At 71.9% G+C, this 21,018-nt stretch carries 22 protein-coding genes; 2 read left to right on the plus strand and 20 right to left on the minus strand.

Annotation, left to right across the window (positions count from 1 at the left end):
• Nucleotides 1–16: 16 nt before the first annotated feature.
• The 14 genes from metK to ABD875_RS21140 all read right to left on the minus strand — a co-directional run bounded on the left by metK (nt 17) and on the right by ABD875_RS21140 (nt 13,748).
• Nucleotides 17–1,207, minus strand: a complete 1,191-nt coding sequence (metK, locus tag ABD875_RS21075; protein ID WP_345181997.1) for a methionine adenosyltransferase — start codon at nt 1,205–1,207, stop codon at nt 17–19.
• A 9-nt stretch (nt 1,208–1,216) separates the two neighbouring features.
• Nucleotides 1,217–2,479, minus strand: coding sequence for a bifunctional phosphopantothenoylcysteine decarboxylase/phosphopantothenate--cysteine ligase CoaBC (gene coaBC, locus ABD875_RS21080; RefSeq protein WP_345182590.1), 1,263 nt, complete (start codon nt 2,477–2,479; stop codon nt 1,217–1,219).
• Nucleotides 2,480–2,483: 4 nt separating this feature from the next.
• Entirely contained in the window at nt 2,484–2,816 is a 333-nt protein-coding gene (gene rpoZ, locus ABD875_RS21085) for a DNA-directed RNA polymerase subunit omega (protein WP_345181999.1), read from the minus strand.
• 11 nt (nt 2,817–2,827) lie between these two features.
• Complete coding sequence (gmk, locus tag ABD875_RS21090) at nt 2,828–3,415, minus strand: guanylate kinase (RefSeq protein WP_345182001.1); 588 nt, start codon at nt 3,413–3,415, stop codon at nt 2,828–2,830.
• A complete protein-coding gene (gene mihF, locus ABD875_RS21095) occupies nt 3,408–3,728 on the minus strand; it encodes an integration host factor, actinobacterial type (RefSeq protein WP_345182003.1) in 321 nt (106 codons plus the stop codon). The genes gmk and mihF overlap by 8 nt, the downstream gene beginning before the upstream one ends.
• Before the next feature lie 97 nt (nt 3,729–3,825).
• The gene (locus ABD875_RS21100) at nt 3,826–4,257 is read right to left on the minus strand and encodes a hypothetical protein (protein WP_345182005.1); all 432 of its coding nucleotides are present in this window, start codon (nt 4,255–4,257) and stop codon (nt 3,826–3,828) included.
• Nucleotides 4,254–5,063 carry an orotidine-5'-phosphate decarboxylase gene (gene pyrF, locus ABD875_RS21105; RefSeq protein ID WP_345182008.1) on the minus strand — a complete coding sequence of 270 codons (810 nt, stop codon included), beginning with the start codon at nt 5,061–5,063 and terminating at the stop codon, nt 4,254–4,256. Before pyrF ends, ABD875_RS21100 begins: the two co-directional genes overlap by 4 nt.
• Nucleotides 5,060–6,094, minus strand: coding sequence for a quinone-dependent dihydroorotate dehydrogenase (locus ABD875_RS21110; protein WP_345182010.1), 1,035 nt, complete (start codon nt 6,092–6,094; stop codon nt 5,060–5,062). The genes pyrF and ABD875_RS21110 overlap by 4 nt, the downstream gene beginning before the upstream one ends.
• Before the next feature lies 1 nt (nt 6,095).
• Nucleotides 6,096–9,407 (minus strand): carbamoyl-phosphate synthase large subunit, encoded by a 3,312-nt coding sequence (gene carB / locus ABD875_RS21115; protein ID WP_345182011.1) that lies wholly within the window; start codon nt 9,405–9,407, stop codon nt 6,096–6,098.
• Entirely contained in the window at nt 9,407–10,636 is a 1,230-nt protein-coding gene (gene carA, locus ABD875_RS21120) for a glutamine-hydrolyzing carbamoyl-phosphate synthase small subunit (RefSeq protein ID WP_345182013.1), read from the minus strand. The genes carB and carA overlap by 1 nt, the downstream gene beginning before the upstream one ends.
• Nucleotides 10,633–11,913 (minus strand): dihydroorotase, encoded by a 1,281-nt coding sequence (locus ABD875_RS21125; RefSeq protein WP_345182016.1) that lies wholly within the window; start codon nt 11,911–11,913, stop codon nt 10,633–10,635. The genes carA and ABD875_RS21125 overlap by 4 nt, the downstream gene beginning before the upstream one ends.
• The gene (locus ABD875_RS21130; protein WP_345182018.1) at nt 11,910–12,851 is read right to left on the minus strand and encodes an aspartate carbamoyltransferase catalytic subunit; all 942 of its coding nucleotides are present in this window, start codon (nt 12,849–12,851) and stop codon (nt 11,910–11,912) included. The genes ABD875_RS21125 and ABD875_RS21130 overlap by 4 nt, the downstream gene beginning before the upstream one ends.
• The gene (gene pyrR, locus ABD875_RS21135; protein WP_345182020.1) at nt 12,848–13,417 is read right to left on the minus strand and encodes a bifunctional pyr operon transcriptional regulator/uracil phosphoribosyltransferase PyrR; all 570 of its coding nucleotides are present in this window, start codon (nt 13,415–13,417) and stop codon (nt 12,848–12,850) included. The genes ABD875_RS21130 and pyrR overlap by 4 nt, the downstream gene beginning before the upstream one ends.
• 139 nt (nt 13,418–13,556) lie before the next feature.
• The gene (locus ABD875_RS21140) at nt 13,557–13,748 is read right to left on the minus strand and encodes a hypothetical protein (RefSeq protein WP_345182021.1); all 192 of its coding nucleotides are present in this window, start codon (nt 13,746–13,748) and stop codon (nt 13,557–13,559) included.
• Between the two features lie 47 nt (nt 13,749–13,795).
• Here ABD875_RS21140 and ABD875_RS21145 point away from each other — a divergent pair, with 47 nt between their 5' ends.
• Nucleotides 13,796–14,200, plus strand: a complete 405-nt coding sequence (locus ABD875_RS21145) for a PPOX class F420-dependent oxidoreductase (protein WP_345182023.1) — start codon at nt 13,796–13,798, stop codon at nt 14,198–14,200.
• Nucleotides 14,201–14,235: 35 nt separating this feature from the next.
• On the opposite strand, the gene ABD875_RS21150 is transcribed toward ABD875_RS21145, so the two are convergent.
• Entirely contained in the window at nt 14,236–15,072 is an 837-nt protein-coding gene (locus ABD875_RS21150; protein ID WP_345182025.1) for a patatin-like phospholipase family protein, read from the minus strand.
• A gap of 75 nt (nt 15,073–15,147) precedes the next feature.
• Nucleotides 15,148–16,410 carry a MinD/ParA family ATP-binding protein gene (locus ABD875_RS21155; protein WP_345182028.1) on the minus strand — a complete coding sequence of 421 codons (1,263 nt, stop codon included), beginning with the start codon at nt 16,408–16,410 and terminating at the stop codon, nt 15,148–15,150.
• Nucleotides 16,411–16,503: 93 nt separating this feature from the next.
• Here ABD875_RS21155 and ABD875_RS21160 point away from each other — a divergent pair, with 93 nt between their 5' ends.
• On the plus strand, nt 16,504–17,754 hold the full coding sequence (locus tag ABD875_RS21160) for an aminotransferase class V-fold PLP-dependent enzyme (RefSeq protein ID WP_345182030.1): 1,251 nt from the start codon (nt 16,504–16,506) through the stop codon (nt 17,752–17,754).
• Here ABD875_RS21160 and ABD875_RS21165 read toward each other — a convergent pair.
• The 4 genes from ABD875_RS21165 to ABD875_RS21180 all read right to left on the minus strand — a co-directional run bounded on the left by ABD875_RS21165 (nt 17,743) and on the right by ABD875_RS21180 (nt 21,011).
• Nucleotides 17,743–19,107: a dihydrolipoyl dehydrogenase family protein gene (locus ABD875_RS21165; RefSeq protein WP_345182032.1), complete on the minus strand. Its 1,365-nt coding sequence runs from the start codon at nt 19,105–19,107 to the stop codon at nt 17,743–17,745. The two genes, ABD875_RS21160 and ABD875_RS21165, sit on opposite strands and share 12 nt — an antisense overlap.
• A gap of 31 nt (nt 19,108–19,138) precedes the next feature.
• A complete protein-coding gene (nusB, locus tag ABD875_RS21170; RefSeq protein WP_345182035.1) occupies nt 19,139–19,546 on the minus strand; it encodes a transcription antitermination factor NusB in 408 nt (135 codons plus the stop codon).
• A complete protein-coding gene (gene efp / locus ABD875_RS21175) occupies nt 19,546–20,109 on the minus strand; it encodes an elongation factor P (protein WP_345182037.1) in 564 nt (187 codons plus the stop codon). The genes nusB and efp overlap by 1 nt, the downstream gene beginning before the upstream one ends.
• Before the next feature lie 104 nt (nt 20,110–20,213).
• Complete coding sequence (locus ABD875_RS21180; RefSeq protein WP_345182039.1) at nt 20,214–21,011, minus strand: SIMPL domain-containing protein; 798 nt, start codon at nt 21,009–21,011, stop codon at nt 20,214–20,216.
• Between the last annotated feature and the right edge of the window lie 7 nt (nt 21,012–21,018).

Below are 21,018 nucleotides of genomic sequence, written 5' to 3' on the forward strand. Positions count from 1 at the left end.
CGCGCCGAGTGGTGCGTCAGATCCCCGCGGCGGCCTTCAGCGCGTCGGCCCGGTCGGTGCGCTCCCACGTGAACTCGGGGAGCTCGCGGCCGAAGTGGCCGTACGCCGCGGTCTTGGCGTAGATCGGGCGCAGCAGGTCGAGGTCGCGGATGATCGCGGCCGGGCGCAGGTCGAACACCTGGAGCACGGCCTGCTGGATCTGCTCGTCGCTCACCACGCCGGTGCCGTAGGTCTCGATGAAGACGCCGACGGGCTGGGCCTTGCCGATCGCGTAGGCGACCTGCGCCTCGCAGCGGGTGGCGAGGCCGGCGGCCACGACGTTCTTGGCGACCCAGCGCATCGCGTAGGCGGCCGAGCGGTCGACCTTCGAGGGGTCCTTGCCCGAGAACGCGCCGCCGCCGTGGCGGGCCATGCCGCCGTAGGTGTCGACGATGATCTTGCGCCCGGTGAGGCCGGCGTCGCCCATCGGGCCGCCGACGACGAAGCGCCCGGTCGGGTTCACGAGCAGCCGGTAGCCCTCGGACGGGATGTTGAACGTCGAGAGCACCGGATCGATGACGTGCTTCTTGACGTCGGCCTCGAGGGTGTCGAGCTGGGTGTCCTCGTCGTGCTGCGAGGAGAGCACGACGGTGTCGACGCGCACCGGGCGGTTGTCGGCGTCGTACTCGATGGTGACCTGGGTCTTCCCGTCCGGACGCAGGTACGGCAGCGTGCCGTCCTTGCGCACCGCGGTGAGCTGCTCGGCGAGGCGCTGCGCGATGACGATCGGCAGCGGCATCAGCACGTCGGTGTCGTCGCACGCGTAGCCGAACATCAGGCCCTGGTCGCCGGCGCCCTGCTTGTCCATGGCGTCCACGGAGCCGGTGCGGCTCTCGTGGCCGGTGTCGACGCCCTGGGCGATGTCGCCGGACTGGCCGCCGATCGCGACCATCACGCCACAGGACGCGCCGTCGAAGCCCTTGAGCGAGGAGTCGTAGCCGATCTCGAGGATCCGGTCGCGCACCTTCTGCTTGATGTCGACGTACCCGGTCGTCGTCACCTCGCCGGCCACCACGACGAGCCCGGTCGTCAGCAGGGTCTCCACGGCGACCCGGCTGTGCGGGTCCTGCTCGAGCATCGCGTCGAGCACGGAGTCGCTGATCTGGTCGGCGATCTTGTCGGGGTGGCCCTCGGTCACAGACTCCGAGGTGAACAGGCGTCCAGTCATGCGCACACCCTAACCAGAGGGAAGTCGTCGGGTTACTTCGTCCCAGATGACATGCGCCAACGCGCTCTTCGAGCCGCGTGCGACCTCCACCGCCGCGCCGTCGGCGCCGAGGATCACCGCCTCGTTCTCGGGGCTGCCGAAGACCGCTCCCCCGCTCACGTCGTTGACGACGAGCAGGTCGCAACCCTTGCGCGCGAGCTTGGCGCGGCCGAGGTCGAGCACCGAGCCGGTGTCGTCGCCGGTCTCGGCGGCGAAGCCGACGATCACCTGGCCGGCGCGGGCGCGCTGGGTGCTGATCTCGTGGAGGATGTCGGGGTTCTGGGCCAGCGTGATCGCGGGCGCCGAGCCGTCGGCCGCCTTCTTGATCTTGGTGCCGCTGGGGTCGGTCGGCCGGAAGTCCGCGGGTGCCGCGGCCATCACGACGGCGTCGGCGGCGGCTGCCGCGGCGACGACCTCGTCGCGCAGCTGGACGGTGGTCTCGACCCGGACGACCTTCACCCCGGCCGGGTCGGGCAGCGCGACGTTGGCGGCGACGAGGGTGACCTCCGCGCCACGGGCGGCCGCCGCACGGGCCAGGGCGTAGCCCTGCAGGCCCGAGGACCGGTTGCCGAGGAAGCGGACGGGGTCGAGGTACTCCCGGGTGCCGCCGGCCGAGACGACGACGTGGCGGCCGGCGAGGTCGAGCCCGCCGGTCGTGCCGCGGGCGAGCACCTCACGGCAGACGTCGAAGATCTCGAGCGGCTCGGGGAGCCGGCCCTTGCCGGTGTCCTTGCCGGTGAGCCGGCCCTCGGCGGGCTCGATGACCAGGGCGCCACGCTCGCGCAGGGTGGCGACGTTCGCCTGGGTCGCGGGGTGCTCCCACATCTCGGTGTGCATGGCCGGCGCGAAGACGACCGGGCAGCGAGCGGTGAGCAGGGTGTTGGTGAGCAGGTCGTCGGCGAGCCCGTGGGCGGCCTTGGCCAGCACGTCGGCGGTGGCCGGGGCGACGACGACCAGGTCGGCGGACTGGCCGATCCGCACGTGCGGGACCTCGTGGACGTCGCTCCACACGTCGGTCGCGACCGGCTTGCCGGACAGCGCCGACCAGGTCGGCGCGCCGACGAACTCCAGAGCCGCGGCCGTCGGCACGACGGTCACGTCGTGCCCGGACTCGGTGAGCCGGCGCAGCAGCTCGCAGGCCTTGTAGGCCGCGATCCCGCCGGAGACGCCGAGAACGACACGCGGCCGCTCCCCCGACGGGGAAGCGGCCTCGTGCGTGGTGCTGGTGGTCAGTGGGTCACTCGCTCAGCGAGGAGCCGGCGTCCGCGGCGGCAGCCTTGGCGGCAGCCTCCTCGGCGGCCAGCTCGGCCGGGTCGATGTCCTCGCAGGTCAGCAGGTCCTCGTTGATCTCGCGCAGCGCGATCGAGAGCGGCTTCTCCTGGACGTGGGTGTCAACGAGCGGGCCGACGTACTCGAGCAGGCCCTCGCCCAGCTGCGAGTAGTAGGCGTTGATCTGCCGGGCACGCTTGGCGCTGTAGAGGACCAGCTTGTACTTGCTGTCGGTCTTGGTGAGCAGGTCGTCGATCGAGGGGTTGGTGACGCCCTCGGCGGCGATGTTGGGAGCAGACACGCTTGGATGCCTCACAGATCGGTTGGGGATTGCTCCATCAAGGCTACCAACTGCTCCGCAGCATCGTGAACTTCGTGGTTGACGATCGTCACGTCGAACTCCGCCTCGGCGGCCAGCTCGTCCCGCGCGGTCTCGAGGCGGCGGGCCCGTTCCTCCTCGGTCTCGGTCCCGCGGCCGACCAGCCGGCGCTCCAGCTCCTCCCACGACGGGGGTGCCAGGAACACGAACAGCGCGTCCGGCATGGTCTCGCGCACCTGCCGCGCGCCCTGGAGGTCGATCTCCAGCATCGCGGGGTGGCCGGAGGCCAGCGCGAGGTCGACGGGCTGGCGCGGGGTGCCGTACCGGGCGGCCTTGTGCACGACCGCCCACTCGAGCAGGTCGTCCTCGGCGACCATCCGGTCGAACTCCTCGTCGGAGACGAACCAGTAGTGGACGCCGTTCTCCTCGCCCGGGCGCGGCGCGCGGGTGGTCGCGGACACCGAGATCCAGACCTCGGGGTGGGTACGCCGCACCTCGGCGGCCACCGTCCCCTTGCCGACCGCGGTCGGCCCGGCGAGCACGACGAGGCGCGAGCGCCGGCTCTGGGGCGCGTCACTCACGCCCGGCGAACTCCTTCTCGAGCGCCGCGACCTGCTTGGCGCCGAGGCCGCGCACCCGGCGGCTCTCGGCGATGCCGAGTCGCTCCATGAGCTGGCGGGCGCGGACCTTGCCCAGGCCGGGCATCGACTGGAGGAGGTCGACGACCTTCATCTTGCCGATGACCTCGTTGCGCTGGCCCTCCTCGATCACCTCGGAGATCGAGGCGCCGGAGTTCTTGAGCCGGTTCTTCACCTCGGCCCGCTCCCTGCGGGAGGCGGCGGCCTTCTCGAGCGCCGCCTGGCGCTGTTCGGGGGTGAGCGGGGGCAGTGCCACGTGCGAGGTCCTTCTGACGGAGTGGACGAAGTGTGGTCACCCTAGTCAGAGTCGGGTCCTCCGCGCCATGCGGGCCCCTGGTGGGGGTTGGCGCCGGCTACAGCGTGAGCGGGGTCTTGCAGACGTCACGGGCCTGCTGGTCGAGATCCTGCAGCGCCCGGAGCGTGGTGCCGCTGCCGAGCTCCCGCGCCGCGGCGTCGATCGCGGCGGTCTGCTCGTCGGTCAGCCCCGCAGGCGGGTCGTCGCGGTCGTACGTCGCCGGGTCGACGCCGGCGTCGTCCAGTGCCGCCTGCAGCGCCTCGATCCGCCCGACCAGCTGCTGCCACTCGTCGCTGATGTCGTCCGGCGCCCGGTCCTGCAGGTCGTGGAACACGTCGAGCGCTCGGAGCAGGGCGTCCGGCTGGCCGCTGCCGACGATGTCGCTCAGCTCCTGCTGGTGGTCGGCGACGGCGTCGCAGTAGTCGTCCTGGTCCGACCCGCAGCCCGCCAGCAGCGCGACGAGGAGGGTCAGGGCCAGGACGCGTCTCATGCCCGCAGCTCCTCGTTGGTGCGCTGCACAAAGTCGCGCATCGCGGCCCGGTCGGGCCCGAGGCGGAGCACCTCCCGCGACGAGCTCGGCAGCACCGCGGCCGCGGTGCCGAAGAGCCGGCGTACGTCGGCGATCGTGCCGCCCTGGGCGCCGAAGCCCGGCGCGAGGACCGGCCCGTTGAACGCGAGGTCCTCCTCCGTCGCGCCGATCGTGGCGCCGACGACCGCGCCGAAGGAGCCGAGCGGCTCGGCGTCGGCATTGAGGCGCCGCAGGTGGTCGAGCATCCGGCCGGCGACGGTGCCGTCGTCGGTGCAGGCGTGCTGCACCTCCGGCCCCTCCTTGTTGGAGGTCAGCGCGAGCACGAAGACGCCACCGTCGTGACGGCGGGCGGTGTCGATGATCGGGTCGAGCGACCCGAAGCCCAGGAACGGGCTGACGGTGATCGCGTCGGAGGCGAGCGGCGACGTCGGGTCGAGGTACGCGTCGGCGTACGCCTGGCTGGTGGAGCCGATGTCCCCACGCTTCACGTCGAGCAGCACCAGCGCGCCCGCGGCCCGGGACTCGGCGATGACCCGCTCGAGCACCGCGATCCCGCGGCTGCCGAACCTCTCGTAGAACGCCGACTGCGGCTTGATCACCGAGACGTACGGCGCGATCGCCTCGACGGCCGTGAGCGCGAACGACTCGAGCCCCGCGACGTCGTCGCCCAGGCCCCACTCCTGCAGCAGGACGCTGTGCGGGTCGACGCCGACGCAGAACGGGCCACGGTCGGCGATCGCGGCGTGGAGGCGGGCTCCGAAGGTCACTGCTGGACTCCCTTCACGATCCGGCGCGGCCACAGCGGCCCCTCGTAGACGAACGCGGTGTAGCCCTGGAGCAGGGTCGCACCCGCGTCCAGCCGGGCCCGGGCGTCGGCGACCGTGGTGATGCCGCCGACCCCGATCAGGGTCAGGTCGGGCCCGACGCGACCGCGCAGCAGCCGCAGCACGTCGCACGCCCGGTCGGTCAGCGGCCGTCCGGACAGCCCGCCGGCGCCGATCTCCTCGACCCGGGCGGCCGGCGTGCGCAGGCCCTCGCGGGAGATCGTCGTGTTCGTCGCGATGATCCCGTCGAGCCCGATCGCCAGCGCCAGGTCGGCGACCCCCAGCACGTCGTCGTCGGCGAGGTCGGGGGCGATCTTCACCAGCAGCGGCGTGCCCTCGGCGATCTTCTGCACCGCGGTCAGGATCGGCTCGAGCTTCTCGACCGCCTGGAGGTTGCGCAGCCCGGGGGTGTTCGGCGAGCTAACGTTGACCACGAGGTAGTCGGCGTGCGGCGCGAGCAGCCGCGCGGACTTCTCGTAGTCGCGCACCGCCTCGTCCTCGGGGACGACCTTGGACTTGCCGATGTTCACGCCGAGCACCGGTCCGCCGGGAGGCCGGCCCCAGGCGCGTGCGGCCAGCCGCGCGGCCACCCGCTCGGCGCCGTCGTTGTTGAAGCCCATCCGGTTGATCACGGCCCGATCGTCGGGCAGCCGGAACAGCCGTGGCGTCGGGTTCCCGGGCTGGGCCTCCCCCGTGACCGTGCCGATCTCCACGTGGCCGAACCCGAGCGCGCCGAGGCCATCGATGCCGACGGCGTTCTTGTCGAAGCCGGCGGCCAGGCCCAGCACGTTGGGGAACGTCAGGCCGAGCGCCGCCACCGGGTTGCCCGGCGTACGGCGCAGCCCGGTGACCGGACGGGCCGCCCGGATCGCCCGGAACGCGGCGTGGTGCGCCTTCTCGGGGTCGGTGCGGGTCAGGACCCGGTCGAAGAGGAACGAGTAGACCGGTGGTTTCGAGGCTCGCTCCGCTCGCACCTCAACCACCGTGACGAGCCCAGTCCTGCAGCGAGCGCACCCCGATGTCTCCTCGCCGGATCGCCTCGATGCCCTGCACCGCGGCGCCGAGGCCCTGCACGGTGGTGATGCACGGGATGTTCGCCATCACCGCCGCCGTGCGGATCTCGTAGCCGTCGGCGCGGCTGGAGGAGCCGCTCGCGGAGCCGTTCGGGGTGTTGATCACCAGGTCGATCTCACCGTCCAGGATCATCTGGACCGTCGTCCGCTCTCCGGCCGGGCCGGAGCCCTCGTAGTGCTTGCGGACGATCGTGGTCTCGACGCCGTTGCGGCGCAGCACCTCGGCGGTGCCCTGGGTCGCGAGGATCTCGAAGCCGTGCTCGGCGAGCACCTTGATCGGGAAGATCATGTGCCGCTTGTCGCGGTTCGCCATGCTCACGAACACCTTGCCGCTGGTGGGCAGCGGACCGAACGCCCCGGCCTGGGCCTTGGCGAACGCGGTGCCGAAGTCGGCGTCGAAGCCCATCACCTCGCCGGTCGACTTCATCTCCGGGCCGAGCACGGTGTCGACCTGCTTGCCGTCGGGGGTGCGGAACCGGTTGAACGGCATCACCGCCTCCTTGACCGCGATCGGCTGGTCGGCCGGCAGGTCGCCGCCGTCACCGGTCGCCGGCAGCAGCCCGCTCTTGCGCAGCGAGGCGATCGACTCCCCCATCATCACGCGGGCCGCCGCCTTGGCCAGCGGCGTCGCGGTCGCCTTGGACACGAACGGCACCGTGCGGCTCGCGCGCGGGTTGGCCTCGAGCACGTAGAGCACGTCCGAGCCCAGCGCGAACTGGATGTTCAGCAGGCCTCGTACGCCGACGCCGCGGGCGATCGACTCGGTGGCCGTGCGGATCCGGGCGATCTCGGCAGCGCCGAGCGTGATCGGCGGCAGCGCGCACGACGAGTCGCCGGAGTGGATGCCGGCCTCCTCGATGTGCTCCATCACGCCGCCGAGGAAGAGCTCGTCGCCGTCGTACAGCGCGTCGACGTCGATCTCGACCGCGTCGTCGATGAACCGGTCGACGAGCACCGGGTGGCTCGGGCCGATCTCGGTCGAGCGGGCGATGTAGTCCTCCAGCGCCGCGTCGTCGTACACGATCTGCATGCCGCGGCCGCCCAGGACGTACGACGGGCGCACCATCACGGGGTAGCCGATCTCGGCCGCGATCCGCTGCGCGTCGGGGAAGCTGGTCGCCATGCCGTACTTGGGCGCCGGCAGCCCGGCGTCGGCGAGCACCGCGCCGAACGCGCCGCGCTCCTCCGCGAGGTGGATCGCCTCGGGCGAGGTGCCGACGACGGTGACGCCGTTGTCCTTGAGCCCCTGCGCGAGGCCCAGCGGGGTCTGGCCGCCGAGCTGGCAGATCACGCCCGCGACCGGACCGGCCTGCTCCTCGGCGTGCACGATCTCGAGCACGTCCTCGAGCGTCAGCGGCTCGAAGTAGAGGCGGTCGGAGGTGTCGTAGTCGGTCGACACCGTCTCCGGGTTGCAGTTGACCATGATCGTCTCGTAGCCGGCCTCGGACAGCGTGAGCGAGGCGTGCACGCACGAGTAGTCGAACTCGATGCCCTGCCCGATCCGGTTCGGCCCGGAGCCGAGGATGATCACCGCGGTCTTCTCGCGCGGCGAGACCTCGGACTCCTCGTCGTACGACGAGTAGTGGTACGGCGTCGCCGCGGCGAACTCCGCCGCGCACGTGTCGACGGTCTTGAACACCGGGCGGATGCCGAGCGCGTGGCGGACCCCCCGCACGACGTCGGCGGTCATGCCGCGGATCTTGCCGATCTGCACGTCCGAGAAGCCGTGCCGCTTGGCCTTGCGCAGCAGCGCCGGAGTGAGCTCGGGCGCCGCGGTCACCTCGGCGGCGATCTCGTTGATCAGCATCAGCTGGTCGACGAACCAGGGGTCGATGCCGGTCGCGTCGAAGATCTCCTCGGGCGTCGCGCCGGCCCGGATCGCGTCCATGACCTTCTTGAGCCGGCCGTCGTGCGGCGTGCGGATCGCGTCGAGGAGCGCCGGCTTGTCGAGCTCGACCCACTCCTGGTGCCAGTCGAACAGCGCGTCCTTCGACTCCAGCGATCGCAGCGCCTTCTGCAGCGCCTCGGTGAAGTTGCGGCCGATCGCCATCGCCTCGCCCACCGACTTCATGTGCGTGGTCAGGGTCGGGTCGGCGCCGGGGAACTTCTCGAACGCGAAGCGCGGCACCTTCACCACGACGTAGTCGAGCGTCGGCTCGAACGCCGCCGGGGTGCTCGAGCCGTCGGCGCGCATCGTGATGTCGTTCGGGATCTCGTCGAGCGTGTAGCCGATCGCGACCTTGGCCGCGATCTTCGCGATCGGGAAGCCGGTCGCCTTGGAGGCCAGCGCCGACGAGCGCGAGACCCGCGGGTTCATCTCGATGACGATCACGCGGCCGTCGGCCGGGTTGACGGCGTACTGGATGTTGCAGCCGCCGGTGTCGACGCCGACCTCGCGGATGATGCCGATCGCCAGGTCGCGCAGGTGCTGGTACTCGCGGTCGGTGAGCGTCATCGCCGGCGCGACGGTGATGGAGTCGCCGGTGTGCACGCCCATCGGGTCGAGGTTCTCGATCGAGCAGATGATCACGACGTTGTCGGCCTTGTCGCGCATCACCTCCAGCTCGTACTCCTTCCACCCGATGATCGACTCCTCGATCAGCACCTCGGTGGTCGGGCTGGCGGCGAGGCCCGCGCCGGCGATCCGCTGGAGGTCGGTGGCGTCGTACGCGATGCCGGACCCGGTACCGCCCATGGTGAACGACGGCCGGACGACGACCGGGAAGCCGAGCTCGCCGGCGGCCTTCTCGCAGTCGTCCATCGAGTGGCACACGAAGCTGCGGGCGACCTCGCCGCCGACCTTGTGCACGATCGCGTTGAACAGCTCGCGGTTCTCGCCGCGGTGGATCGCGTCGAAGCTGGCGCCGATCATCTCGACGCCGTACTTCTCGAGGATGCCGCGCTCGTGCAGCGCGATCGCGGCGTTGAGCGCGGTCTGGCCGCCCAGCGTCGGGAGCAGCGCGTCGGGGCGCTCCTTGGCGATCACCTTCTCGACGAACTCCGGGGTGATCGGCTCGACGTACGTGGCGTCCGCGAACTCCGGGTCGGTCATGATCGTGGCCGGGTTGGAGTTCACCAAGATCACCCGGAGCCCCTCGGCCTTGAGCACCCGGCACGCCTGGGTGCCGGAGTAGTCGAACTCGCAGGCCTGGCCGATGATGATCGGGCCGGAGCCGATCACCATCACGCTCTTGATGTCCTCGCGCTTGGGCATCAGTCGTCTCCCTCGTCCGTGCTGGTGGTTTCGAGGCTCGGCGCTGGCGCGCCTCGCACCTCAACCACCGTGTCGGTGGTTGAGGTGCGAGCGGAGCGAGCCTCGAAACCACCTCGCCCCTCCATGAGCTGCACGAACCGGTCGAAGAGGTACGCCGCGTCGTGCGGGCCGGCGGCGGCCTCGGGGTGGTACTGGACCGAGAAGCCCTTGAGCCTCCCACTGGCGTCGCGGAGCTCGAGGCCCTCTACCACGTCGTCGTTGAGGCAGACGTGGCTGACGCTCGCCTCGCCGTACGGCGTGGTGGTGCTGCCCTCGAGGGGCGCGTCGACCGCGAAGCCGTGGTTGTGCGCGGTGACCTCGGTCTTGCCGGTGGTGCGGTCCATCACGGGCTGGTTGATGCCGCGGTGGCCGTACTTCAGCTTGTAGGTGCCGAAGCCGAGCGCGCGCCCGAACAGCTGGTTGCCGAAGCAGATGCCGAAGTACGGGATCTCGTCGGCCAGCGCCGCCTGGAGCACCTCGATCTGGTGCGTGGTGGCGGCCGGGTCGCCGGGGCCGTTGGAGTAGAACAGCCCGTCGGGCGCGACCGCCTTGACGTCCTCGATCGAGGCGGTGGCCGGCAGCACGTGCACCTCGATACCCCGCTCGGCCATCCGGTGCGGGGTCATCCCCTTGATGCCGAGGTCGAGCGCGGCCACGGTGTACCGCTTCTCGCCGATGGCGGGGACGACGTACGTCGTGTCGGTGGAGACCTCGGACGCCAGCTCGGAGCCGGCCATCTCGCCGGAGGCCTGCACGCGCTCCAGCAGCGCGGCCGGGTCGGTCTCGGTGGTGGAGATCCCGACCCGCATCGCGCCCCGCTCGCGCAGGTGCCGGGTCAGCGCCCGGGTGTCGATGCCGGAGATGCCGACGACGCCCTGCGCCCGCAGCTCGTCGTCGAGGCTGCGCTGGGAGCGCCAGTTGGACGCCCGGCGGGCGGGGTCGCGCACGACGTACCCGGCGACCCAGATCCGTTTGCTCTCCGGATCCTCGTCGTTGACGCCGGTGTTGCCGATGTGCGGCGCGGTCATCACGACGACCTGGCGGTGGTACGACGGGTCGGTGAGCGTCTCCTGGTAGCCGGTCATGCCGGTGTTGAAGACCGCCTCGCCGAACGTCTCGCCCTCGGCGCCGTACGACTCGCCGTGGAAGGTGCGCCCGTCCTCCAGGACGAGGATCGCCGGGGCGCTCATGCGAGCTTCCCGTCGAGCACGGTGGCCTTGCCCCGCAGGAAGGTCGCGACCACGCGACCGGGCAGCTCCATGCCGCGGTACGGCGTGTTGCGGCTCAGGCTGGCCGACTCGGCGGGGTCGACGGTGCGGGTGGCCGTGGGGTCGTAGAGCACCACGTTGGCGGGCTCCCCCACCTCGAGCGGGCGGCCGTGCTGGTCGGAGACGCGGCCGATCCGGGCCGGCGCGTAGGACATCCGCTCGGCGACGCCGGCCCAGTCGAGCAGGCCGGTGTCGACCATCGTCTGCTGCACGATCGACAGCGCGGTCTCGAGGCCGAGCATGCCGAACGCGGCTGCCGCCCACTCGCAGTCCTTGTCCTCGTGCGGGTGCGGCGCGTGGTCGGTGGCGACGATGTCGATGGTGCCGTCGGCCAGGCCGGCCTTCACCGCCTCGACGTCCGCGGCCGAGCGCAGCGGCGGGTTGACCTTGTAGATCGGGTCGTACGTCGCCGCGAGCTCGTCGGTGAGCAGCAGGTGGTGCGGGCACGCCTCGGCGGTGACGTCGACGCCCCTGGCCTTGGCCCAGCGCACGATCTCGACGGACCCCGCGGTGCTCAGGTGGCACACGTGGAGACGGGATCCGACGTGCTCGGCGAGCAGCACGTCGCGGGCGATGATCGCCTCCTCCGCCACCGCGGGCCAGCCGGCCAGTCCGAGGCGGCCGGACAGCTCGCCCTCGTTCATCTGCGCGCCCTCCGTGAGCCGCGGCTCCTGGGCGTGCTGGGCGACGACGCCGTCGAACGCCTTGACGTACTCCAGCGCCCGGCGCATCAGCACCGGGTCGTGGACGCACTTGCCGTCGTCGGAGAACACCCGGACGCGGGCGGCCGAGTCGGCCATCGCGCCGAGCTCGGCGAGCTGGGCGCCCTGCAGGCCGACGGTGACGGCGCCGACCGGGAACACGTCGCAGTAGCCGGCCTCGCGGCCCAGCCGCCAGACCTGCTCCACGACGCCCGCGGTGTCCGCGACCGGCTCGGTGTTGGCCATCGCGTGGACGGCGGTGAAGCCGCCGAGCGCCGCGGCGCGGGTGCCGGACTCGACGGTCTCGGCGTCCTCGCGGCCCGGCTCACGCAGGTGCGTGTGCAGGTCGACGAGGCCGGGCAGCGCGATCAGCCCGGTGGCGTCGATGACCTCGGCTTCCTCGCTGCTCCCCTCGGCGATCACGCCGTCCTCGAGCAGCAGGTCGGTCGGCGTACCGCCGAGGACCGAGACGTTCTTGATCAGGTACGAGGTGCTCACTCTTCTCCTCCGACGGCGGGCTCGGAGCCGCCCAGCAGCAGGTACAGGACGGCCATCCGCACGGCGACGCCGTTGGTGACCTGCTCGACGATCACGGAGCGCTGGGAGTCGGCCACGTCGGCCGTGATCTCCATGCCGCGGACCATCGGGCCGGGGTGCATCACGATCGTGTGGTCCTGCAGGCTCGCCATCCGGCGGCCGTCGAGACCGTAGCGGCGGGAGTACTCGCGCGCGGTCGGGAAGAACCCGCCATGCATCCGCTCCCGCTGGACCCGCAGCATCATCACCGCGTCCGCCTTCGGCAGCGCCGCGTCGAGGTCGTACGACGTCTCGACCGGCCAGCTCTCGATGCCGACCGGCAGCAGCGTCGGCGGCGCCACCAGCGTGACCTCCGCACCCAGCGTGTGCAGCAGCAGCGCGTTGGACCGGGCCACGCGGCTGTGCAGGACGTCACCGACCAGCACGATCCGCCTCCCGTCCAGGGGGCCGAGGTGCCGGGTCATGGTGAACGCGTCCAGGAGCGCCTGCGTCGGGTGCTCGTGGGTGCCGTCGCCGGCGTTCACGACGTTCGACCGGACCCACCCGGAGTGCGCGAGCCGGTGCGGCGCACCGGAGGCGGAGTGCCGGATCACCACGGCGTCGGCGCCCATCGCCTCGAGCGTCAGCGCGGTGTCCTTGAGACTCTCGCCCTTCGACAGGCTCGAGCCCTTCGCCGCGAAGTTGATCACGTCGGCCGACAGCCGCTTAGCGGCGGCCTCGAAGCTGATCCGGGTCCGCGTCGAGTCCTCGAAGAACAGGTTGACCACGGTGCGGCCGCGCAGCGCGGGCAGCTTCTTGATCGGCCGGTCGGCGAGCGAGCGCATCTCCTCGGCCGTCGACAGGACCAGCTCGGCGTCGTCGCGGCTCAGGTCGGCCGCGCTCAGCAGGTGCCGCTTCACGCGCCCACCACCCCCTCGATCGTCACCGCGTCGACCGCGTCGATGCCCGCGAGCGTGACCTTGACCCGCTCGACGAGCGAGGTCGGGAGGTTCTTCCCGACGAAGTCGGCGCGGATCGGCAGCTCGCGGTGACCGCGGTCGACGAGGACCGCGAGCCGGACGGCCTTCGGTCGGCCGATGTCGTTGAGGGCGTCCAGGGCGGCACGGATCGTGCGGCCGGAGAACAGGACGTCGTCGACGAGTACGACGACCTTGCCGTCGACGCCGCCCGGCGGGATCTCGGTGTGCAGCAGCGCGCGGGCCGGCTTCATCCGCAGGTCATCGCGATACATCGTCACGTCGAGAGAGCCGACCGGCACGTCGTTGCCCTCGACGGCAGCGATCCGCTCGGCGATCCGCCCGGCCAGCGGCACGCCGCGGCTGGGGATCCCGAGGAGGACGAGGTCGTCGGCGCCCTTGTTGCGCTCGAGGATCTCGTGCGAGATGCGGGTCAGCGCCCGGACGATGTCACGGTCGTCGAGGACCACGCGAGCCCCGTCGGGCTCAGGTTGAGGGTGCGTAGGCAACAGCCTCGGACCTCCTTCTCCGCCTCACAGGACGGCTCGTTAAAGGATGTCGAACGACACGCAGACTACCCCGACCGCCAGGGTCCGGACGAACCGGAGTCGTCGGGTTCTCAGGTGGTGGACGGTCGGTCCCGAGGCGCTAGGACTTCCTGCCCCGCAGCCCCACCCAGACGAGGGCGGCGCCGATCACCACGACGACCGGCCCGATCACCGACCACGTCGTGGTGCCGCTCATGGCACTGCCCTCGATCACGTCGAACCCCTGCAGAGTCCACACCAGGCCCATCACCACGAGTACGGCGCCGGCCACGACCCACAACGGCTTCGTCATGACGCACACTCAACCACCAACCGCCCGGCGCGTGGTTGAGTGGACGCATGCCTGAGATGCCCTTCCCCGACGACCTCCGCACCCTGCTCGCCAAGCCGAACCCGGCGGTGGTCGCGACCCTGCGTGCCGATGGCGCGCCGGTGTCGGTCGCGACCTGGTACCTCCTCGACGGCGACCGGGTGCTGCTCAACATGGACGACACCCGGGTCCGGCTCGGGCACCTGCGCCGCGATCCGCGGGTCAGCCTGACCGTGCTGGACGAGGCGGGCTGGTACACCCACGTCTCGCTCGTGGGCCGGGTCACCGAGATGTACGCCGACCAGGGGCTCGCCGACATCGACCGGCTGAGCGTGCACTACTCCGGCAACAGCTACCCGGACCGGGAGAGTCCGCGGACCTCTGCCTGGATGGAGATCGACCGCTGGCACGGCTGGGGTGCCGCCCGGAGCTGAACCGCGGAGCTGAACCGCGGAGCTGAGCCGCGGAACTAGCCAGCGAGCGGGAGTGCGCCGGGATCGGCAGCGAGCGCCTGCGCGGCGACCGCCTCCCCCATCTCGATCAGCGTGCGGGTGTGGCTGAAGTCGAAGACCGGGCCGCAGTCGAACCGCTCGTCCAGCTTCACGTGCACCACCTCGACGCCCGCTGGAAGCGCCAGGGTGGGCCGGTTGGTAATCGAGCCGGCCAGCGCGGCGACGAGCACGTCGATGGGCGTGCGCAGGCTGCGCAGCTCGCGCGGGCTCTTGGTGACGTCGAGGACCCACACCCGGTCACCGGGTGCGGCGAGGCCGTGGACGCCCGACATCGGCACGTTCTCCGCGACCCCGGCGTCGACGTGGGCGCGGCCGCCGCGCAGCCGCACCGGCGGGAGCAGGCCGGGGAGCGCCGCCGAGGCGCAGAGCACGTCGGGCAGGTAACCCGTGTCGTGGTGCGCCGGGAGGCCGGTGAGCAGGTCGGTCGTGGCGATCCGCACGGGGACCGCGAGGTCCTCGAGCCGGTGGTTCGGGACCAGGCTCGCGATCAGCTGTCGCAGCGCGCGGTTCGAGAACAGGTACGGGCGCAGCGTCGCGAGGTTGGCCACCATCGTGCGGCGCGCCCCGGTGAGCGTGGAGGCCTGCATCGAAGCCCAGACCTCGGCGAGCTGCTCCACCCGGGCGGCGCTCGGGTCGGCGGCGAGGTAGCAGCCGTTCAGCGAGCCGACGGAGCCGGCGACGACCTGGTCAGGCAGCAGGCCCGCCGCCAGCAGCGCGCGCAGCATCCCGACCTGCCCGGCGCCGCGGGAACCGCCGCCGGACAGCACGAAGATGTTGCGTCGCGCAGTTCTCACGACAGCCTCCTCGGTCGGTCCGATGTGTCACAGGTCGCATCGGCCGACTCCGGCAGAACTGAAGGTGGTTGACGGTTAAAGCGCGGCGGCCATCCCCGCGCACGCCTGGAGCCACTGCCGGCGGGTGTTCGCCGAGAGCTGCGCGTAGGGCACCACCGACCCCGCCACCAGCGCCGGGTCGTACGGCACCCGGAACACGTCGCGGGTGCGCTGCTGGTAGACGTCCACCAGGTCGTTCGCGAGCTTGGCGTCGACGTTGGCCGAGGGGTCGGACAGCACCGTGATCGCCTTGTGCTTGAGGTTCTGGTAGCCCGCGTCCTGGAGCGCGTCGAGCATCCACAGACCGCTGTAACCGGTGTCCTCGCGCACGGTGCTGGTCACGACGAGCAGGTCCGCGGCGCCCGCCGCGGCCAGCCAGTTCTCGGCGCGCATGTTGTTGCCGGTGTCGATGAGGATCACCCGGTAGAAGCGCTCGAGCAGCTTGTGGACCGCGTCGAAGTCCTGGGCTCGGATGGTGCCGGTGACGTCCGGTCGCTCGTCCGAGGCGAGCACGTCGAAGTGCGCATCGCCCTGGGACCGCACGAACGCCCCGAGGTCGCCGATCCGCGACTGGTAGACGTCGGTGAACCGCTCGAGGTCCTCGAGCAGCTCGCGGGTGGTGTTGCGGTGGGTGCTCCGCGTGCCGCGGATGCCGAGCGTCCCGCGGGTCTCGTTGTTGTCCCAGGCGACCACGCCGCCACCGCGCACGGTGCCGAACGTGTAGCCCGCGGCGAGCACGCCGGTGGTCTTGGCGGCGCCGCCCTTCGGGTTGATGAACGCGATCGTCCGCGGGCCGTCGAAGTCGCGCTGGATCGTGCGGCGGTCCTCCTCGTAGCTGCGCTCGGCCGGGCCCATCTTGGGCGAGATCAGGCCGCCGCTCCAGCGGCGTACGGTCCCGCGCCAGCCCCACGTCGCCGGCCCGTGCTCCTGGGAGGCGTCGCGCCGGTCGAGGAAGTCGGTGGCGGTCATGAAGCGGCGGACCTCGCCGTCGTCCTGGCCCTGGGCGGGTGCGTCGGCGGGCGGCGCGGCATGGCTCGTGGGCGGGGCTGCGGGCGGCGGCCCCGCGGGCGGCGGGCCGGCCGGTGGCGGGCCGGCGGGGGCCGCGGCGGTCGGGGGGTACGACGGCGGCGGCCCGACTGGCGCCGCGGTCGGGCGGTACGCCGCGTCCGACTCGGCGGCCGCACTCGAGTCCCGATGGGCCGCGGCGTACACCGCGAGCTCGTCGGTCGAGTAGAGCCGGTCGCTCGTGTCGTCGTGGTCGTGTCGCGAGCCGGCCGAGCTCCATGCGTCCTGCGACATCGGTGTCCTCCCTCGGGTGCCGGTGCTCCTGCTGGCTGGGTCCTTCCCCGAAACTGCGCGGACCACACCCGCCCGTGGTGCCAACATGGGTGGATGCCGCTGTCGACACGACGAGCCCTGATCGGAGCCGGTCTGGCGGGAGGCGCCGCCCTCGTCGTCGGCTGCGACGACGACACCGACCCGGACGGCGCGCCCGGCCCGACCGCCGCGGCCACCGGCTTCGACCCGGCCGACTGGGCCTCGGTGCGCGCCCAGTTCCCCCTCGACGGCGGCCTGGCTCAGTTCGCGGCATTCGTGCTGTCCCCGCACCCCGCGCCGGTCCAGGCCGCGATCGATCGCCACCGCGAGCAGCTGGGCGCCGACACCGAGCGGGCGCTGCTCGAGGGCTACGCCCTCGAGGACGCCGTCCGCGAGGCGGCCTCGGCGTACGCCGGCGGTGCGGCAGGTCAGTACGCGCTCACGGACAGCACCACGATGGGCCTCGGGATCATCTACGGCGGGCTCGCGCTGACACCGCGCGACGAGGTGCTCTCCACGACCCATGACTTCTTCTCGACCGAGGACGCGCTGCGGCTGCTGACGCTGCGGACCGGAGCGCGGGTGCGCCGGGTGTCGCTGTACGACGACCCCGCGACAGCCACGGTCGACGAGATGGTCGACCGCCTGGTCGCGGGCCTGACGCCGCGGACCCGGGTCGTCGCGATCACCTGGGTGCACTCCAGCACCGGGGTCCGGACGCCCGTCCGCGAGATCGCCGACGCGCTGCCCGACGGCGTGCTGCTGTGCGTCGACGGCGTGCACGGCTTCGCGGCGGTCGACGTCGACCTGCCGGACCTCGGCTGCGACTTCCTGTCCGCGGGCACCCACAAGTGGCTGTTCGGGCCGCGCGGCACGGGCCTCGTCTGGGGCGCGAGCTGGGGACCGCTCACCGAGATCATCCCGTCGTTCTCGCCGCAGAGCCCGGCCGGCCGGATGACCCCGGGCGGCTACCACTGCTTCGAGCACCGGTGGGCGCTGGCCGACGCGTTCGGGTTCCAGCAGCAGGTCGGCCGCTCCGCCGTGGTCGAGCGCACCGTCGCGCAGGCGACGCAGCTCAAGGAGGGGCTCGCCGGGACCGGCGTCACGGTGATCACGCCCGCCGACCCCGCGGTCTCGGCCGGGATCGTCTGTGTCGACGTGCCCGGAGTGCCACCGCCGAACGCGGTGCTGACGCTGCGCGAGCAGGGCATCGTCGCGAGCGCGACGCCGTACGCGACGTCCTACCTGCGCCTCGGGCCGAGCATCGTCACGACCCCGGACGAGGTCGACGCCGCCGTCGAGGCGGTCGGTGGCCTAGTCGCCTAGGTCGGCGAGAGCGGACTCGATGGCGCGGTGGAACGTCGGATAGGCGTAGATCATCGTCCGCAGCGTCGCGACCGGCACCTCCGCGTGCACCGCGACCGCGAGGAACCCGAGGATCTCGCCACCGGCCGGCCCGACGACCGTGGCGCCCACGAGCACGCCCCGGTCGGCGTCCTCGACGACCTTGACCAGCCCATGGCCGCCGGGGCCGTGGGTGAAGCCGCGCGAGGACTGCGCGAGGTCGGTGGAGCCGGTGCGCACGTTCAGTCCGGCGTCGCGGGCCGCCTGCTCGGTCATGCCGACGCCGGCGACCTCCGGATCGGTGAACGTCACGTGCGGGACGGCGTGGTAGCGCGCCGGCTCACCACCCTGCTCGAGCACGTCGCGCAGCGCGATCGCGGACTGGTACATCGACATGTGGGTGAACGCGCCGTGCCCGGTCACGTCCCCGATCGCCCACAGCTTCTCCCCCGCTCGCAGCCACTCGTCGACGGGGATGGTGCGCGCCGTCGGGTCGAGGCCGACGGTCTCGAGGCCGAGGTCGTCGAGGTTCGGCGTGCGCCCGGCGGCGACCAGCACCTTGTCGGCCGTCAGCCGCTCACCGTTGCTGAGCTCGAGGGTGAACGCGCCGTCGGCGTACGCCGCGCGGGTGGCGTCCACCGAGGTCAGCACCCGGATCCCGTCCTCGGCGAAGACCTGGGCGAGCAGCTCGCTCGCCTCCGGCTCGTTGACCTCCAGCAGGCGGGAGCCGTGCTGGACCACGGTGACGCGGACACCGAAGCGCGCGAAGACCTGGGCCAGCTCGCAGCCGATCGGGCCGCCGCCTATGACGACGAGCGAGCCCGGCAGCTCGGTGACCCGGACGGCGTCGCGGTTGGTCCAGAACGGCGTGCCCTCGAGACCCTCGACCGGAGGGACGGCCGGTCGGGTGCCGGTGTTCAGCACGACCCCGCGCCGGGCGACGTAGGTGTCCCCGTCGACCTCCACCGTTCCGACGCCGGCCAGCCGGGCCACGCCGTGGCGCACGGTCGCGCCGGCGTCCTGGAGCCGGTCGACGGCGATCGTGTCGTCCCAGTGGGTGGTGGCGTCCTCGTCGATGCGGGTCGCCACCGGCGCCCAGGAGGGGACGATCGAGGCGTCGCCCGCGAGCGACGACGCCCGGCGTACCTCGGCGACCGCGTCGCTGGCACGCACCATCATCTTGGTCGGGATGCACCCGTAGTACGGGCACTCGCCGCCGACCAGGTGCCGGTCGACGACCACCACCTCGAGACCGGCCTTCGCGGCCCCGTTGGCGAGCGCCTCGCCGCCGGGTCCCGCACCGATGACGACCAGGTCCACCTCGTGCTGAGTCATGCGCCCCAGCCTATTGAGTCGGGCCAGGGAGTCAGGCCAGCGTGGCCTTGTTGCGTTCCACCGCGCCGAGGACGCCGTTGACGAACTGGGGAGACTCGTCGGTCGAGAGGTCGGTGACCAGGGCCATCGCCTCGCTGATCGCGACGCCGTCGGGAACGTCGTCGGCGTACAGCAGCTCCCACACGCCGAGCCGCAGCACGTTGCGGTCCACGGCCGGCATCCGCTGCAGCGTCCAGCCCTCGGCGTACTCCGTCAGCACCTCGTCGATGCGGGTCCGGTGCTCCTCCACGCCGCGCACGAGCACGACCGTGTAGTCGTTGGTCGGGCCCTCGCCCTCGGCGATGGCGCGGTCCAGCGCCTCGGTCGCCGTCTCGCCGCGGAGCTCCGCGGCGAAGAGGACGTCCAGCGCGCGCTTGCGCGCCTTGGTGCGAGCCGACATCAGCCCTTCACGCGCCCCATGTACGAGGAGTCGCGGGTGTCGACCTTGACCTTCTCGCCCTGGTTGATGAACAGCGGGACCTGGATCTCGTGACCGGTCTCGAGGGTCGCCGGCTTGGTGCGACCGGTGGCGGAGTCGCCGGCCAGGCCGGGCTCGGTGAAGGTGATCTCGAGCTCGACCGAGGCCGGGAGCTCGATGAACAGCACGCGGCCCTCGTTGGTGGCGACGATCGCCTCCTGGTTCTCGAGGAGGAAGTTCGCGGCGTTCCCGACGATCTCCGGGCTGATCTCGAGCTGCTCGTAGCTCTCGGTGTCCATGAAGACGTACGACGAGCCGTCGTTGTAGAGGTACTGCATCGAGCGGCGGTCGACCGTGGCGGTCTCGACCTTGGTGCCGGCGTTGAAGGTCTTGTCGACGGTCTTGTTCGACTCGACGTTCTTGAGCTTGGTGCGCACGAAGGCCGGGCCCTTGCCGGGCTTCACGTGCTGGAACTCCACGACGGCCCAGAGCTGACCGTCGATGTTGAGAACCATGCCGTTCTTGAGGTCGTTCGTGGTTGCCATGCGCGCGTGTCAGCCTTCGTACGTCGAGGGATCGGAGTGGCCGCCCGGCAGGACCGGGCACCAGCGCACGAGTCTATCGGCTGGGGTCCGCCGACCTGAAAACGCTAGGACAGCTCCCACACGACCCGCACCGTCACGCTCGCGCTCTTCCTGCCCGCCCGGATCGGCACCTTCATCGCCGCGCTGTCGCGCGCCAGGTAGCCGAGCTCGGCGTACTGCGGTGTCGGCACCGGCTTGACCCGCACCTCGCGCAGCGTCATCACCTCGCCGAGCTCCTGCCCGGACGCCGCGGCGTACTCCTCGGCCTTCGCGGTCGCCTCCGCGACGGCGGCCTCACGGGCCCGCTTCATCACTGCGTCGGTGTCGCCGACGAGGAGCCGGATGTCGCCCACCCGGACGTCGTTGCCGCCGGCGGCCACCGCTGCGGAGACCGCGGCGCCACCCTGCTCCAGCTCGCGCACGAGCACCGTGGCGCGCTGGCCGACGCGGTAGCCGGTGATCGTGGGCGGGTCGTACTGGTGGTACTGGTACACCGGGTTCATCGACAACCCCGTCGTCTGGACGTCGCCCTTCGCGACACCCTGGTCGGCCAGCGCGGCGAGGACGTCGTCCATCGCGGCACTCGCGGCGTCGAGCGCGGTCTCCAGGTCGTCCCTGACGACGGTCACGCCGACGTCGAAGGAGAGCTGGTCGGGCACCGCCGTCGCGTCGCCGGCCCCGGTCATCGTCAGGGTCCGGGCCCGCTCGACGGCCGGCTGCTCGTCGTCCACGGCCTGGGCGGGCGTGCCTCCGCCCCCGGCACCGCCGAGCAGGAAGGCGACGAGCAGGGCGAGGACCACCACCACCGTCACCAGGATGCTGCGCACACTCACGGTCATCTTCGCGTCCAGGTTCGCTTCCATGGAGGTC

The organism is Nocardioides caricicola (assembly GCF_039541135.1).
Taxonomy (GTDB): Bacteria; Actinomycetota; Actinomycetes; order Propionibacteriales; family Nocardioidaceae; genus Nocardioides; species Nocardioides caricicola.